We start from the raw sequence: 14,441 nt of genomic DNA on the forward strand, positions 1-14,441 counted from the left end.
CCCGCACCGGCGACGAGGTCATGCGCCGCGAGATGCGCCAGTTCGAAGGCAGCTGGTACTCGCAGGCCGCGATCGACCGTTCCAAGATCCGTCTGCAGCGGCTGGGCATCTTCGAAACCGTCGAAGTGGACAAGACGCCGGTAGCGGGCAGCAACGACCAGGTCGATGTCACCTACATGGTCAAGGAAGCGTCTTCCGGCGAGTTTCAGGTCGGGCTGGGCTATTCCCAGGACGACGGCGCCACCCTCACCTTCCAGATATCCCAACGCAACTTCCTCGGCACCGGACGCAGCCTGTCGATGAAGGCCGTACGCAACAGCAGCGACGAGCAGTACGCGTTCTCTGTCGCCGAGCCGTACTTCTCCGATACCGGCATCGGCCTGAACTACGGCGCCAGCTGGGCTCGCACCTACCAGGACAGCGACGACGACAGCAGCTACGACTCCGAGCAAGGCACACTGAACCTTACGACCATCCTGCCGCTGTCGGAGGACAACACTTTCTCGCTCGGCGTCAGCCTGGAGACCCGCACCCTGTACCTCACCGAGGGTTACTACCCACCGTCGTACCTCGACTTTCAGAACAAGCTCGGCAGCAATCAAGTGGATACCTGGAGTCTGCGCACAAGCTGGTCCAGCGATTCGCGCGACAGCTACCTGACCCCCACCCGCGGCACCTACCAGCGCATCGGCGCCGAGATCGCCCTACCGGGATCGGACGTCACCTATTACCGCCTGGACTACGACTTCAGCCGCTATTGGCGCATGGGGCCGCTGCTGATGCTGACCCGTGCCGAACTCGGCTACGGCGACACCTACGGCGATGGCGACGAAATCGGCTATCCGTTCTTCAAACGCTACTACGCAGGCGGCGTGCGTTCGATCCGCGTGTTCACCGACAACTCGCTGGGGCCTTGCGAATACGTGACCGCCTACGACGAATGCCGTCCCTCCGGCGGCACGGTCAAGACCTTGGGCGGGCTCGAGTTCTCCATACCCGGCCTGCTCGGCAAGGCCGGTAACAGCGGCACCCAGCTGGCCCTGTTCGTCGATGCCGGCAACGTCTTCGCCGACACCTCCAGCGTGGATGCTAACGAATTCCGCGTTTCGGCCGGCCTCTCGCTGTTGTGGCGCTCGCCGATGGGTCCGATCGCAATCAGCTACGGCCTGCCGCTGCGTAGCGAAGAGGACGACGAGATCGAACGGCTGCAGTTCACGTTCGGAAGCCAGTTCTAGGCAGCGAAGGCAGTGCGGGCAGGCTCGGATCGCCGCGCGCCGACACCTGGCAATGCCAGGCAGACCGGGACATGGACATCCATTGGGTGCCGAAGGCGGCGGCCAGGCGCCCGCCCAGGATGAGGTCGGGGTCGGTCTGCTGGTGCCTCCGCCGTTGCTTCATCGATGGCGATGCGGGTCGGCGCTCGGACGCGTGTAGCGCACGGATGTCAGCCGGTGTCACGCACGGGTGGCGGCTTCGTAGAGTCTCGCGATCACTTCGCTACCTGCAGCAGCCGCCTCTTCATCGGAAGGGGCGAACTCGGTCACGGTGAGGCCGACCAAGGCAATCGCGTCTTCGACCCCGAGACCGCCGTCGGTGTAGGCGAGATAAGGAAACTCGCGCGGATCGAGCACATCCAGGTCGAAATGGATATGCACGGGCCCGCGGATGGACTCCTGCGGATCCAGCCGCTTCAGACCCAGTTCGCGCTGCAAGGCCCAGTCGCCGTCGTCGCCGACCCGGATACCGAAATAGCGGAAGCGGGCCGGATCGATCGGGGCGCCCAGAAAGGGCCGCATCGGCTCGGGCGCGCGCCCCAGGATCGCGCTCACCGGCATGCCATGGAAATTGCCGCTGGGCGAGGTCTCGGGCGTGTTCGCGTCGAGATGGGCATCGATCCAGATCACCTGCAGGCCGGGATGCAGCCCGCTCAGATAATCGATCACCGCGACGTCCACGGCGCAATCGCCGCCGGCGGTCAGCACGCGCCTGGCACCGGAGCGCGCGAGTATCTCCTGAGCGCTGCGGAACTGCGCGAAGATCGCCTCCCAGCGCCGGACACCGTGAGCGATATCCGCCGTGTCGTCGCTCAAGGGCACCCGGACCAGCGGCGCGTATCGCCCGCATACCTCGGCGGCCGCGGCAGCGCCGCGCGGCAGGTGCTCGTGCCGGCCCGATCCCTGCCACTGCGGGTAGGCCAGGCTGAGGTCGAACGGCTGCTGGGAGGATGGCATCTGCTTCGCGCTCCATTGGACCGTGACTTCGGCTCATTCGAGCCGAAGTCGCTTAACGACTCGGCTTAAGTTTAAGCAGTCGGGCACCGACCATGTCGATGCCGCTGTTTCACCCCAAACGCATGGACAACTCGACATCCTCGCCGAACGGCGTGGACAGGTAACCGTTCGCGGGCGAGCGCACGTGCGCGAGATAGTCGGGGCTGTAGTCGGCGTTGTCGGCGACGATCAGCGCACCCGGCCTGAGGCGGCTCTCTACCAGGCTCAGTACCTCGGGATAGAGCGCCTTGGCGCCGTCGAGCAGCAACAGGTCGATCGTTTCGGGCAGATCGACGCTCAGCGTCCGCAGCGCATCGCCTTCGCGGATCTCCACCAGGTCGATCAGGCCGCCGGCCGTCAGGTTGTCCCGCGCGCGCGCCACCTTGGACGGCTCGAACTCGGTGGTGATCAGGCGACCGCCGCCGTTGTCGCGCAGGGCCGCCGCCAGATGCAGGGTGGAGATGCCGAACGAGGTGCCGAATTCGACGATCGTGCGCGCGCCGCAGCCGCGCGCCAGCATGTAGAGCAAGGTCCCCGTTTCCCGGGAGACCGGGAGCGCGAGATCCTTCATGCGCCCGTAGTAATCGAGGTATTCGGTCTTGCTTTGCATCAGGCGCTCGCGCTCCTGGCGGGAGAGCGCGGCCACCACGGGGCTGGTCGCCGGCGATGCCGCGTCGGCGGCTGCGAACAGACGGTCCAGCAGGGGAGCAATGGGGCTTGAAGTCAGGGTGGTCATGTGGGGTTTCCGATAAGAAAGCGCGAATCTTCGCGCCGGACTAGAATGCGACTGATTCGTCATATTCGCTATTCGCATTGCGCACACCGCCATGGCCGACCGTCGAAAACACAAGATTTCCCTGCGAAAACAGCCCAAACAGGCGCGCTCGAACGAGCTGATCGCCGCCGTCCTGGAAGCGGCGGTTCAGGTTTTGGAGAAGGAAGGCGCCTCGCGTTTCACCACCGCGAGGGTGGCGGAGAAGGCCGGCGTCAGCGTGGGCTCGCTGTACCAATACTTCCCGAACAAGGCGGCGATCCTGTTCCGGCTCCAGAGCGACGAATGGCTGCAGACGGCCGAGCTATGGGCCCGCATCCTCGCGGATACCGAAAGGCCCGCGCTCGAACGACTGCGCGCCCTGGTCCACGCCTTCATTCGTTCGGAGTGCGATGAAGCCAAGATACGCGTGGCCCTCAGCGACGCCGCCCCGCTCTATCGCGATGCGCCCGAAGCGCGCGACGCCCGGACGTCGGCGGAGCGCGCGTTCCAGGCCTTCATGCGCGAGGCGCTGCCCGACGCGTCGGCAGCGACGCGCACCCTGGCTGGCGACCTGATCACGACCACGCTCAGCGCGGTGGGGAAGCGTTTTTCGGAAAACCCGCGCACACCCGCGCAGATCGAGGCCTATGCCGATGCCATGGCCGATATGTTCTGCGCCTACCTTGAGGGGATCGAGCAGGGCTGAGAGCAGCGAAGGCCAGGAGGCCCAGGTCGTCATGGAACGGGAAAGAAATGCAAAACGCTCGTCCTTCCGTGGTCCGCCTAAGTCCCTCTTCGGTCTTACCCGATAGCAATCGTCTTAGCGCCTGAGATAGGACCATGCTCTAGTCGAAAGCCACGGAGCCGTCGCGGCCGAGAGGCGACATGGCACCGCAGGCGCAACCGCAAAAGAATGCGCAACTTCCGAGCACCACCTACGATCCGCCATGACCCTATCCCGCCTCGACCCCAAACTCGTTTTCGCCTGGCAGGCCGCGCATTCCATCGCCCGCAATTCCCCGCCCCCCTTCCACGACCGCGGCGGCTTCCGCGTGGACACCCACTCGGAAAAGGAAATCAAGCGCTGGGTATTCCCGCAGCTATGCGATGGGCTGCGCGCCATCGCACAAGACATTACGGCGCCACGGCATTACTTGAAGCTGTGCGGCTCCGACGAGGAACTGCGCAGCGCACTGCCGGCGCGCTGGGAGGTTCAGCCGGCGAACTACTTCATGACCGCGACCGCGGCGACCCCCGACGCAAAGCCGCTGCCGGACGGCTACAGGATGGAGCTTCATCGAACCGGCCCCGTCGCCCGAGCCTGCATCATCGCGCCGAATGGCGACCCGGCCGCGAGCGGATGCATGGCGGAAACCGCGGATATCTGCATCTACGATCGAATCGAAACCGCGCAGGACCACAGGCGTAAAGGCTTGGGTGCCGCGGTGATGATCGCTCTTGCAGCCGCGCGAAGATCCCTTACAAGCCCGCAGCTTCTGGTTGCGACAGCAGACGGCCGCAGCCTCTACGCGAACCTGGGCTGGACGGTGCTTGCGCCATTGGCCGCTGCGACCATTCCGGAAAGTTGAACCGGATGCTGGATGGCCGATGTTCGGAGTGCGATGTCGCCAAGATACGCGTGGCCTTCAACGATGCCGCCCCGCGCTATCGCGATGCGCCCCAAAGCGCGCGACGCCCGGACGTCGGCAGAGCGCGCGCTCCAGGCCTTCATGCACGAGGCGCTGCCCGCCACAGCGACGCGCGCCCTCGCTGGCGGCTTGCTGCGCTTAGCACCGAGAAGTTCGGGGACGACTGAATCCGCCAGGGGCGGTTTGGCTCTCATAACGAAGGCTATCTTCTTTATCATCAGCGAGCGCGGACAGGAAGGCTGCAACCGCTGTAGTGGACCCAGCACTTAACTGCTTGTGATTCTTCACAGCGTGCTTTTCCCGTGGCAATAGCCTGCTCTTCGTATGGCGCCCTCTCCATGAATACCTGAGTTCCGTTCGCCACGACCGCGGCGCATTGATTCCGAAAGGTCATGTCAAGCTCGCATGACTTGCTACCGGTTCGCGCGCATTTCGCCAGCGCAGCCTTCTTTGCTTTACGCTCACTGTCGATTCCGGTGACGATGCCGAACGAGCCTGCTTCGTCCGAAGCAATAGCCCCCCATCGAGTTCGCCAGCTTGGGGCCTGCCGTTCGGTCGGAATGGGTGCGCAACTCGCCATTGATTGCGCGGAACCCTCAGGGGCGGACGCATTGCCTGGCATTTGACCGGGCGGGCACCCCGCCTCAGCGTGGACGGCGGTTGAAGCCATCAAAGCAATTGCATAGGCACATGGAATTAGACCGCGCACAATCACTCCTTACGAACCTCTTCATAGGTCTTGATTCGATTCTCGTGAATGGGAGTTCCAGTCGGGCTGGACCTGTCCATATGGCTGAGGCGCGAGGTCTTTGCCGGAAGGCTATCTGACTCCGTCAATCGCGGAGCAGTTCGGCCATGGACACTTGCTGTTTCAGTGGGCGCTCCTGCTTGGCCGAAACGGCCGAATGCCGAGTTGCTCATGACGTTACCGATCTGTCCTTGGAAGAAATGCGCAGCCATCGGCGGAACCGCGATGATCAGCATAGTCATGATCATCCCCACACTGCCTTGCTGCATGGCCTGACTGGCGATGCCTTCGGCGCTGGCCCCGGGGATATTGATCAGCTTGCCCAGCCACATGAACGTTGCGATGCGAACCGTCATATCGAGAAGGAGGTTGGCCACAAAGCTGAGAACTGCCAAAGAAAACAGCGTGCCCAAGCCGTACTTCAGCCAGCTTGTAAACATGGATTTCGTAGCGGTAAACGCCAATGAAAAAATGAATATTGGCCCCAGCCCGATCCACAGATTGATCGCAAACGTCCAAAGCAACAGCATGCACCCGGCCGCTATGGCAGGACCTGCGGAACCGATAGTCGCCCACGTCTTCGCCGATCGCTTCGCCTCCAGCAACTCCGGATCCGCCTCCAGAAGCTGAACACCATCGATGGCTGTCATGGCGAGTTGGACGACGGCGAGGGATTTGTCGATGCTGTTAGCGGTGGACTGGCCATCCTTTCCCGTGACCAACTGATGAATCGCCCTGTCCATATCCTTAGTGAGGAAGGAATTCAGAGGGATGTTATTCACTGCCATCGTGGTCGCGATGCCGAAGATCAGGGCAATCCTCGTCCCCTGCAGGATCGTATCCATCATCGATTCTCGGGCGCCGCAGAGGATTCGATAACCTTGGAAGAGCAGCCAGAGCGTGACCAGGCTTAGGCCGGTACCGCCAACTAGCGACATCGACCGCCCCATGAGCGCGAGACCGAAGTCTTCGACCCTGGTCGTAATCCATCCGCTGATGAGGCGGAAGAGCGCGTAGTCGGAAAGGCCGCTCTGCGACGAAGGCGACAGCCAATTCAGCAGATCGAAGGGAGCGTTCAACAAATCCATTGCGATGAGCCGCCTAGAAGATAGATGGAAGGCTCACTGGCCCAGAGCTGACTTGACCACGTCAGTGGGAACGATGCCGTCCAACGCCCCCCTCTTACCGCGAATGGCGCGCTTGGCTAAACGGGTGTGATCCCACTTGAGCGCTTCGATATAGTCGTCGTAGGCCTTCATCCGCGCCTGCCAGTAATCAAGCTCCAGTTGGTTCCGCGCCACGAAGCGGTAGGCCTCGTTATCGTTGGCTGCGAGGGCCCCGGGACTGTTGCGGACGCTGTCGCGCTGGCTCTCGATCTGGGCGAACTCGCGGCTGCGTTGCATGAGCGTGCGCAGCATGCTCACCGACTCGTTGTATTTGGCGTTCTCGGCGTACACGAGCCGTTGGCAAATGGCCTGCTGCTCGTCGACCACGTTACCGTCGAGTCTCGGCATGGCCTGACGGAACGCGCTGGTCAGTTGGTCCCGGATGCCTCGGCCAGGCCCTGGGCACATGTCTTCCATACCGTAGTCCTGCGGACGGGGCGGAAAGCTGTCCTCCATTCGCGCCTGGCCGAAGTTCATGCGCTGCAGCTTGATCAGTTGCTGCTGATAGTGGCTGGCCGTTTCCTGCAGCGCTGGGCATTCTTTCCGAACTCGGCCGCATCCTTGGCGATCTGCTGGAGCTTGGCGGCATAGTTGACGGGGTCGCTGACGATCATTTGGGCGCTGGCCTGGCCTGCCCAAAGCACCGTCAGCAAGGTCGCGACGACGGCAGCCTTCCTGATGGAGCGACGACCCACTCTGCTGCGATGCTTCATCCCTGTTCCCTGGTCACGCGGCCTTGAAAGCCTTTTCGCCACTCTGAACGTTCGGCACCTGCCGAGACATTCAAGCGCCTATCGTTCGACGCGCGATGCGGCGCTTTCGCCGACGGTACCGCATGGAAAATGGCCGGTGCAATGCCGTTCTTTTTACATTCCTCTTAAAGACACAGTTCGAGTGCAATTACTGAATCCATGGTCAATCCTTCGTAGGGATAGGATGTGCCATCGGACGTTCACTTCAGTCCCCACAGCCCGACCGACGCCGGTTGCGACAAACAAAAAAGCCCCGGCAATGGCGGGGCTTTTCGGTGCCAGCTAGCATTCAGTTCAACGTTGGCTCCGGCGGCGCCGTTGACTGGGTCGACCCACGGTTGAACTACGCCGACAGCATCTGCCGCAGTGCGTCCAGGCCCGCGCCTTTGCCAGCGATCTTCAGGAAGGCATAGCCCTCCTTCAAGGCGTTGCTCATCGGATCGCTGCCCAGGGGCATTTCGCAATCTCGCATGCACTCATGCAGGCGGCTTAGGCGAAACAGGCGGGACGCAGAGCGTCCAGGGCCGTCAGGTCGCTTGTCAGAAGACACTCTGATCCGAGTTTCGCTGACCCTTGTTCCGCTCCTCAAGAAGCATCTAACTGCTTGAGCTGTGGAAGGGCATTCCGCCCTTGTTTTCCGCTGCAGCCTTTAGGACAGCCGCCGCACTGCCTCGCACACCAAAGCAGCACGCCGGCGCGTCGTTTTACCGACGGGTGCGCCGCGAGCGTCTTCCCTCGCTGCGATTCGCGGTCGCGCGACTTTGCACGAACTCCGGGAAGGTCTCCGCTAGCGGCGCCGTGTCCGGCAAGACGTAGAACACCCCGCCGCGCTCGAACGTCGGCTGGATGATCTGCTCGTAAAACTCGGGCGAGACGTTGATGCAGCCGTGCGTGACGCGGTTGTCGTCCGGCTCAGGCGATGCAAGGCGTTCGGGGCGCCGCTCGGCCGGGACGCCGGTAGCGGTAGGGTGCAGGGAGATCGCGGAATCGTAGTCCACCCACAGCACGCGCCCAGCGTCGATCGACGGGCCGAAACCGCCCACAAAACGACCCGCAGGCGTCGTGCGATCCCGGCCCGGAATTTCGCGAAGCGCGAGACCAGCGATGCCGGGGGCCGTATGATCGCCGACCGCCGAGCCAATCAGCGCAGGCGCCGCGCCGCGAAGCCGGCCATCACCGCCGAACACCAGGATCTGCGCAGCGGCCTTGTCCAAGATCGCGAACGGATAGCCATGGCTGTCCTTGGTTGCGACAGCCCAGCCCGCGAGCGCAATCACCGTGTCGGACACTTCTTGTCCTGGCGGAAGTTGGTCGACGGAGGCCACCCGTTGCGCGGCGGCCTCCTCGGCACTGGCCACGCCGACGTTCGCGAACGCCATCGCCAGTACCAGCGCGCCACAAGCGGCCCGGATCGCAGAGTGTTTACACGTACGGATGGGACGATTCCTTATAACGAAGACGGCGTGAAGAAGGAAACCGGCGGCCAGCAAAGGCCACCGGGTCCTGGGTTCAAAACGTTCGTCACAATTGCGCGAGCGCAATCAACCGCGCGGCGAGCGGCGCGGCGCGCTTTCGAGCCGCTGAATGCGGCCTTCCATTTGATCCAGCCGTTGGTTGGCCTGCTGCGCGGACTGATTGGCGGATTCGGCGCTCTGGGCTGCGCCCTGCACCTTCGAGTCGAGTGAATCGAGGCGTGAGTTGATGCCGGCGAACTCTTCTTTGTAGGTGGCGCAGCTGGCAAGGCCGAGGGTTGCAACGAGCGCCAAGCCGAGCGTACGCGCCGTCATCAGATGTTGTTTGTTCATAAACATGCCAATCCTCCTTCGTCTGGGTTACCGGAATATAGCGGCCTTTTCGCCGGCGTCACCAGCCGCCTTCAGCTAACGTTTTGGTACATGGAGGGACTGTGAAGATGCGACAACCAATGAGCTTGACACAGCAATCACCGGGAAAATTCGCAGCATTTGATCGGCCATCACAACTTGATGCGCAGCTTGGTCACACCCAAGGTGAACAGTAGATCGCAAGAAGCGAACCGTTTTTGCGCCGACCGATTGTCACAGAGGCCTTCGACTCTCCCTATTCATCTGCGAGGAAAGCCGTACCGATCCCTTCACTGCGTCCAAGCAGCCGACATGGTCTCTTCGGCATCACTACCGCACCGCGCGCGATGTCCGCGTGAGGTCGGAAGCGCTCCATCGCCCTACCCCACAAGCAAACAGCCCCGCCTGAGCGGGGCTATTCTCGTTCGCGGCGGGTGCCGGCCTTACAGCGGTATGTCCACCGGCGACGCTGCCTTGCTGGGGCTGCGGTTGAAACGTGCCGACAGCATCTGGCGCGGGCCGTCCAAGCCCTCGCCCTTGCCGGCGATCTTCAGGAAGGCATAACCCTCCAGCGCGTTGGTCATCAGGTCGCTCCCCAGGGCCATCTCGGAATCCTGCATGCGTTCGCTCAGGCGCATCAGGCGCTGCGCTCGCGGCCGCAGGGCGTCCAACGCGGTCAGGTCCCGGTGCAGGTTGGCGACCTCGAAGTTACGCGGCATGATGCCCGGGTTCTCGCTCAGCACGTGCACCGCCTGGCGGCAGAACGCTTCGGACTTGTCGCCCATCTTGGTCAGCTGCCGGCGCTGGTCCGGCGTCAGCGCGACCAATCCCTTCAAGTGGAGTTCCAACTGATTCAATGCCTCGTCAATGGCGGCGAGCGATCAGGTTCTGGCTCATGTCCCGTCCTTAGCTGTCTGTGGAATCACGCCGGCTCAACGACCGGCCAGCGCAGATTAGGACGGCGCTCGCGTGCCTTGCTGTGCGGATCGCGAAGCGTTTTGGTGCAATCGCGAAAGTTTGCACCCCGCGCGTGACTCACCGCACCAAAGCTCCGCCCAAAAGAACTCAGTCGCGACACTTTTTTGCCCGACCGCAACGCGCAGTGCCTTGCACTCGCCAGGCACACAGGCCGGCTCGCAAACCATTTTGAATCAAGCGCAAAACTTTTTGCCCGACGCGACCACGCGAAGGCCCGAATGTTGGGCTCTGAGCTCAGCGAATTCTGGGTGCGAATTGCAGCAATCGAAAGTCGGCACTGTACGAACGAAAGAACGTGCTCGAAGGCCGGGATGCGCGAAGTGGCGCCTGGGACTTAGAGACTCGCGGATGGGACACTGCGGCCGGAGGGCTGGGCGGAAAGACCCGAGGCCCCTCAAGGAGCGAAGTGTTTGGAGCGCTATGATTTGTAGCTGCCACGCAAATCTACGGCATCACCGGCATCGGGCACTGACGATCCACGCCCGCGAGTCGAACCACACGCCTCCATCCCGGTAGTGCCCGGCGACGATCTCGCGCAGCCGCGCACGCTCGCGTTCGGCAGCCTCAGCGTCCAGCGACTGCAAGACCTGCTTCGTGGCCTGGAATTGCCCGATCCATTCCAACGCGGCCCCGACGCTGTCGCCGTAGTAGACGGGCTCGTGCACGTCCTGGAAGCTCGCATCGGCGAATCCGGCCGCATCGAGAATGCGCTCCGCGGTGGCCGGATCTGCGAGCGAAAACGCGGCGGTGGATTGCGCCTGGGCGCCATGGACCGCGGTGGACCACTCGTTGGCCTCGCGCGCTTGCCAGACCATCATGACCAGACGGCCGTCATCGGTCAGCGCGCTGCGGATATTGCGGAACGCGGCGATGGGGCTGGCGAAGAACATGGTGCCGAAGCGGCTGATCGCGACGTCGAAGCTCCGGGCGGGGAACGGATACGTTTGCGCGTCGCCCCGCTCGAAGCGCACGTTGTTCGGGCCTTGCGCTGTGGCGAGTTCGCGCGCGCTGGCGATCGCCGGTGCCAGCGGGTCGATGCCCAGCGCGCTGCCGGCCGCGGCGGCACGCGCCGCGTCGCGGGTGGTCTGGCCGGCGCCGCAGCCGATGTCCAGCACGCGCTCGTGGGCTGCGATGGCGCAGGCGCGGTGGAAGGCGCGGTTGTGCAGGTGGAGCTCGGCGTCGAAGTCCACGGCGCCCGTCTTCGGGCGCTCGTCCGGCGACGAGGTTTCGGGAAACTTCATGGCTCCTCCGCTCGCTATCGGCCCTGGGTTGGCCGCGGTGAAACCCTAGCATCGCAACCCGTGCGAGGCCACGACGCTTCGCACCATGGCGCTGGGCCGGTCAACTGGCCGGACTGTGTGGCCGTGGGCCGCGACCAGGCCGAGCGACAGCTGTCGGACGTATTCGCCGAGGCGGAATGCAGACGGCACGCGGCCCTATCGTCGGAATACGGCGCCGCCGACGCTCGTCTTGTTGGGCGCCTCATGGGCTCCTAAGATCGAGCCGGACCCGCTTGAGGGATAACGATGGACCGACGCCCTGCCCTTGCCGCAGCGCTCGCCCTGGCGAGCATGCTCCCGCCGAATGCGGTGTTCGCGACCGAGAGCGTGCCGGAAACGAACGTGGTCGTCAGCAAGTCCACGTTCAAAGGCGCGTGGCCCCTGCCCTTCGACCGGGCGACGCTGACCTGCCGCCCGAAAGGGTATGCGAACACGATCGCCACGCCCCAGGGCGCGTTCGCCTTGAACGAGGCCGCCCAGGCGCAGGGATTGCCCGCGCTGCACGCCTTGCCGCTGAAGGGCAAGGCAGCGTCCGGCCGCAAGGCCGATCTGGACGGATTCGCCGGCGCGATGGACGCCCTCTGCTCGAAGCGCTGGTCGCGTCCTTGAGGGCGAACGGAGAGACAGGCGTGATCGCTTCGGCCGACAGATCGAAGGACTGAGATATCGCGGCGCACGGCCCCGCCTGCAGGGACCGGCGCCACAACACAAACAGTCCGCTCAACGACTGAGCGGTATCTCCAGGTAGCCATCGCCGTACCACTTCACCCGCACCGGTTCGCCGGCATCGGCCACGGTCTCGTCGGACACGGCTTTGCCGCTGCCGTAGTTGATCTGCTGCTGCGGGTTGCGCAGCACGCTGACCACGGCGACCAGGCGGCTGCCGGCTTGGAAGCGGCGGCTGGTCAGGCGGCCGCTGCTGAAATCCAGCTGCGTGCGCCGGTCCGGCGTGAGCAAGGCGCGCTGCGAGAGGTCGGCGATGTAGCTGGCGCGCGACTGGTAGCGCGACAGTTCGAAGTACTCGCCCTGGGCCGAGAGTTCGTACAGGCCGATGTTGAGGTCGAAGTCGCGCTTGTTGACGGCCAGGTCGAGGCGGCCGGAGAACAGGCCGCTGAACTCGCCGGCCTGGGCGAAGGGTTCGCTGACGAACACCAGGCTGTCGGCGGTGTCGATGACCTTGTCGACGATACCGCCGCCGGGCACGATGCGGTCGGCGTCGCTGCGGTCGCGCATGTCCAGGGTCTGGGTGACGTAGGCGTCGTGGCCGGGCGATTGCGCCAGGAATCGGTAGCGGCCGCCCTCGCCTGCCGGGCCGAAGTGGAAACGCTGGCGGCGTTCGCCCATCGCGGCGAGCGACGGGGCGTGCTTCCAGGTATTGCTGCCCATCACCTGGTAGTTGATCCGGTCCTGCAGCAGCGCGGGCTTGGGTGCGCCCTTGAACACGTAATTGAACCACTGGTAGCGCAGTTCGCCGACGTCCAGTTGCGCGACCGGATCCAGCTTGTAGCCGCGCAGCCAGTCGCCGGTGGCGACGGTGCCGCGCTGGCCGCTGAGGTGGTTGTAGGGGCCGACGACCAGGTAGTGCTCGGCCTGCGGGCGGTAACGGGCGTGTTCGCGCAGGTAATACAGGGCGCCGATCTGGGCGCCGTCGTAGTAGCCGGTGGTGGTGAGCACCTTCAGGTCGAGGTCGGCGAACTCCTCGCGGTACGGGATCATGTCCTGCCAGTAACGGTCGTAGTCGGGGTGGTCCAGCCAGCGCATGTAGAACGGGTTGGGCACGCCGTCGATCTTTTCCAGATCGCGGTAGGCGCGCCCGCTGACATACCACTGGCGATACATGCGCTGCCAGCGCGCGTCGTCATCCATGGGCGCGTTGTCGACGCTGCGGTTGTTGGCGACGTAGAACGGCCAGTAGTACTGGAAGCCGTAGGTGATGCCGCCTTCCATCGGCACGTCGATGCCGGGCGCGCCGGTGACCGAGGGCATCAACGCCTTGAGCGCCTTGGGCCGGTGCTTGGCTGTGGCCCATTGGGTGAAGCCTTCGTAGCTGCCGCCGTACATGCCGACGCGGCCGTCGCTCCAGGGCTGGGCCGCGATCCAGTCGATCAGCGCCGCCGAATCGCGGCCGTCGTGTTCGTACGGCACCGGCTTATCGGGGCTGCAGGCCTTGCCGCGGCTGGTGCCGCCGACGCCAACGTAACCGTTGGAGGCCGAGCGCCGGGCCTCGTTGAGCAGGGACACCGGGTCGGCGTAGATGGTGAAGTTGAGCAGGGTCGGCAGCTTCGCCGGCGCGCTGCGCTGGCGCACGACCAGCGCGCACACGGTCGCGCCGTCGGGCGTGCGCACGGCGATGTCGCGATCGATGGTGTAGCGGCGGCGGTCGTCGGCGGCGACCAAAGTCGGCAGCAAGGTCTCGAAGCCGGTGTAGACCTGTTCGATCTGATACGCGCGCACCAGCGCCAGGGCGGCGTCGCTGTCGAGCGTGGCTTTGCCCTTGTGCGCGACCAGCGCATCGGTCAAAGCGCGACGCTGGCGCGCAGGATCGGCGGTGTCCAGGTTCAGCACCCGCATCGCCACGCCCGAGGCGCGGTCGTCCATGGGCGCGACGATCTGCGCGAAGGCGCGCTCGACCGCGGCCTGGAAGCTCAGGCCTTCGCTCGCCTGCAGCGCCTTGGCGCGCGCGTAGAGCTCGTATTGGGCGAAGTTGGGACGCACCGGGACCGGCCCGGTCGCGGGCGATGCGGTACGGATCTCGGCCAGCGTGGCTTCAGACTGCTCGTATTGGCCGGCGACCAGTTGCAGGCGGAAGCGGCTGTTGAGGTAGCGGGCGCGGTCGTCGTCGCGGTAGTCGGCGAGCACGCGCTGCGCCAGCGCGGGCATCGCCGCGTCCAACGCGGCGCGGTCGTCGATGGCGGCGGCCGGGAAATCGTAAGGGGCCGCGGCGAACGCTGGCGCGGCGGCGAACCAGAGGCACAGCCAGACTATCGATCGGAGCATTTGCCCTCCAGGGCGTATCGAACT

14 protein-coding genes are annotated in these 14,441 nt (G+C 64.4%); 4 read left to right on the forward strand and 10 right to left on the reverse strand.

Annotated elements, in window-relative coordinates:
- Nucleotides 1-1,235, forward strand: a 1,235-nt coding sequence (gene bamA, locus ASE10_RS15335) for an outer membrane protein assembly factor BamA (protein ID WP_082586125.1), incomplete at its 5' end; no start/stop codon positions are given.
- Between the two features lie 219 nt (nt 1,236-1,454).
- Here the strand turns inward: bamA and ASE10_RS15340 are convergent.
- Both ASE10_RS15340 and ASE10_RS15345 read right to left on the reverse strand, forming a co-directional pair.
- A complete protein-coding gene (locus ASE10_RS15340; protein ID WP_235567564.1) occupies nt 1,455-2,096 on the reverse strand; it encodes an arginase family protein in 642 nt (213 codons plus the stop codon).
- Nucleotides 2,097-2,340: 244 nt separating this feature from the next.
- Nucleotides 2,341-3,006 carry an O-methyltransferase gene (locus tag ASE10_RS15345; protein ID WP_055910022.1) on the reverse strand — a complete coding sequence of 222 codons (666 nt, stop codon included), beginning with the start codon at nt 3,004-3,006 and terminating at the stop codon, nt 2,341-2,343.
- Nucleotides 3,007-3,097: 91 nt separating this feature from the next.
- Between ASE10_RS15345 and ASE10_RS15350 the strand changes: the two genes are divergently transcribed.
- Nucleotides 3,098-3,730 (forward strand): TetR family transcriptional regulator, encoded by a 633-nt coding sequence (locus ASE10_RS15350; RefSeq protein ID WP_055910019.1) that lies wholly within the window; start codon nt 3,098-3,100, stop codon nt 3,728-3,730.
- A gap of 241 nt (nt 3,731-3,971) precedes the next feature.
- Entirely contained in the window at nt 3,972-4,613 is a 642-nt protein-coding gene (locus ASE10_RS15355) for a hypothetical protein (protein ID WP_055910016.1), read from the forward strand.
- Between the two features lie 771 nt (nt 4,614-5,384).
- On the opposite strand, the gene ASE10_RS15360 is transcribed toward ASE10_RS15355, so the two are convergent.
- The 7 genes from ASE10_RS15360 to ASE10_RS15390 form a co-directional block, all read right to left on the reverse strand.
- Nucleotides 5,385-6,509 (reverse strand): type IV secretion system protein, encoded by a 1,125-nt coding sequence (locus tag ASE10_RS15360; RefSeq protein ID WP_056305664.1) that lies wholly within the window; start codon nt 6,507-6,509, stop codon nt 5,385-5,387.
- 33 nt (nt 6,510-6,542) lie between these two features.
- A complete protein-coding gene (locus ASE10_RS15365) occupies nt 6,543-7,064 on the reverse strand; it encodes a hypothetical protein (protein ID WP_082559934.1) in 522 nt (173 codons plus the stop codon).
- Nucleotides 7,065-7,078: 14 nt separating this feature from the next.
- The gene (locus ASE10_RS15370) at nt 7,079-7,300 is read right to left on the reverse strand and encodes a hypothetical protein (RefSeq protein ID WP_056305666.1); all 222 of its coding nucleotides are present in this window, start codon (nt 7,298-7,300) and stop codon (nt 7,079-7,081) included.
- A 743-nt stretch (nt 7,301-8,043) separates the two neighbouring features.
- On the reverse strand, nt 8,044-8,724 hold the full coding sequence (locus tag ASE10_RS15375; RefSeq protein ID WP_055910130.1) for a L,D-transpeptidase: 681 nt from the start codon (nt 8,722-8,724) through the stop codon (nt 8,044-8,046).
- A gap of 156 nt (nt 8,725-8,880) precedes the next feature.
- Nucleotides 8,881-9,150, reverse strand: coding sequence for a hypothetical protein (locus tag ASE10_RS15380; protein ID WP_055910009.1), 270 nt, complete (start codon nt 9,148-9,150; stop codon nt 8,881-8,883).
- A 455-nt stretch (nt 9,151-9,605) separates the two neighbouring features.
- Nucleotides 9,606-9,998 carry a hypothetical protein gene (locus tag ASE10_RS15385; protein WP_235567565.1) on the reverse strand — a complete coding sequence of 131 codons (393 nt, stop codon included), beginning with the start codon at nt 9,996-9,998 and terminating at the stop codon, nt 9,606-9,608.
- Nucleotides 9,999-10,592: 594 nt separating this feature from the next.
- A complete protein-coding gene (locus tag ASE10_RS15390; protein ID WP_055909990.1) occupies nt 10,593-11,381 on the reverse strand; it encodes a class I SAM-dependent methyltransferase in 789 nt (262 codons plus the stop codon).
- 285 nt (nt 11,382-11,666) lie between these two features.
- Here ASE10_RS15390 and ASE10_RS15395 point away from each other — a divergent pair, with 285 nt between their 5' ends.
- Entirely contained in the window at nt 11,667-12,029 is a 363-nt protein-coding gene (locus tag ASE10_RS15395) for a hypothetical protein (RefSeq protein WP_157480978.1), read from the forward strand.
- A gap of 111 nt (nt 12,030-12,140) precedes the next feature.
- Here the strand turns inward: ASE10_RS15395 and ASE10_RS15400 are convergent, their stop codons facing one another.
- The gene (locus ASE10_RS15400) at nt 12,141-14,417 is read right to left on the reverse strand and encodes a CocE/NonD family hydrolase (protein ID WP_055909984.1); all 2,277 of its coding nucleotides are present in this window, start codon (nt 14,415-14,417) and stop codon (nt 12,141-12,143) included.
- Nucleotides 14,418-14,441: the final 24 nt, after the last annotated feature.

It is taken from the genome of Lysobacter sp. Root76, assembly GCF_001428685.1.
In the GTDB taxonomy this organism is placed as follows: domain Bacteria; phylum Pseudomonadota; class Gammaproteobacteria; order Xanthomonadales; family Xanthomonadaceae; genus Lysobacter.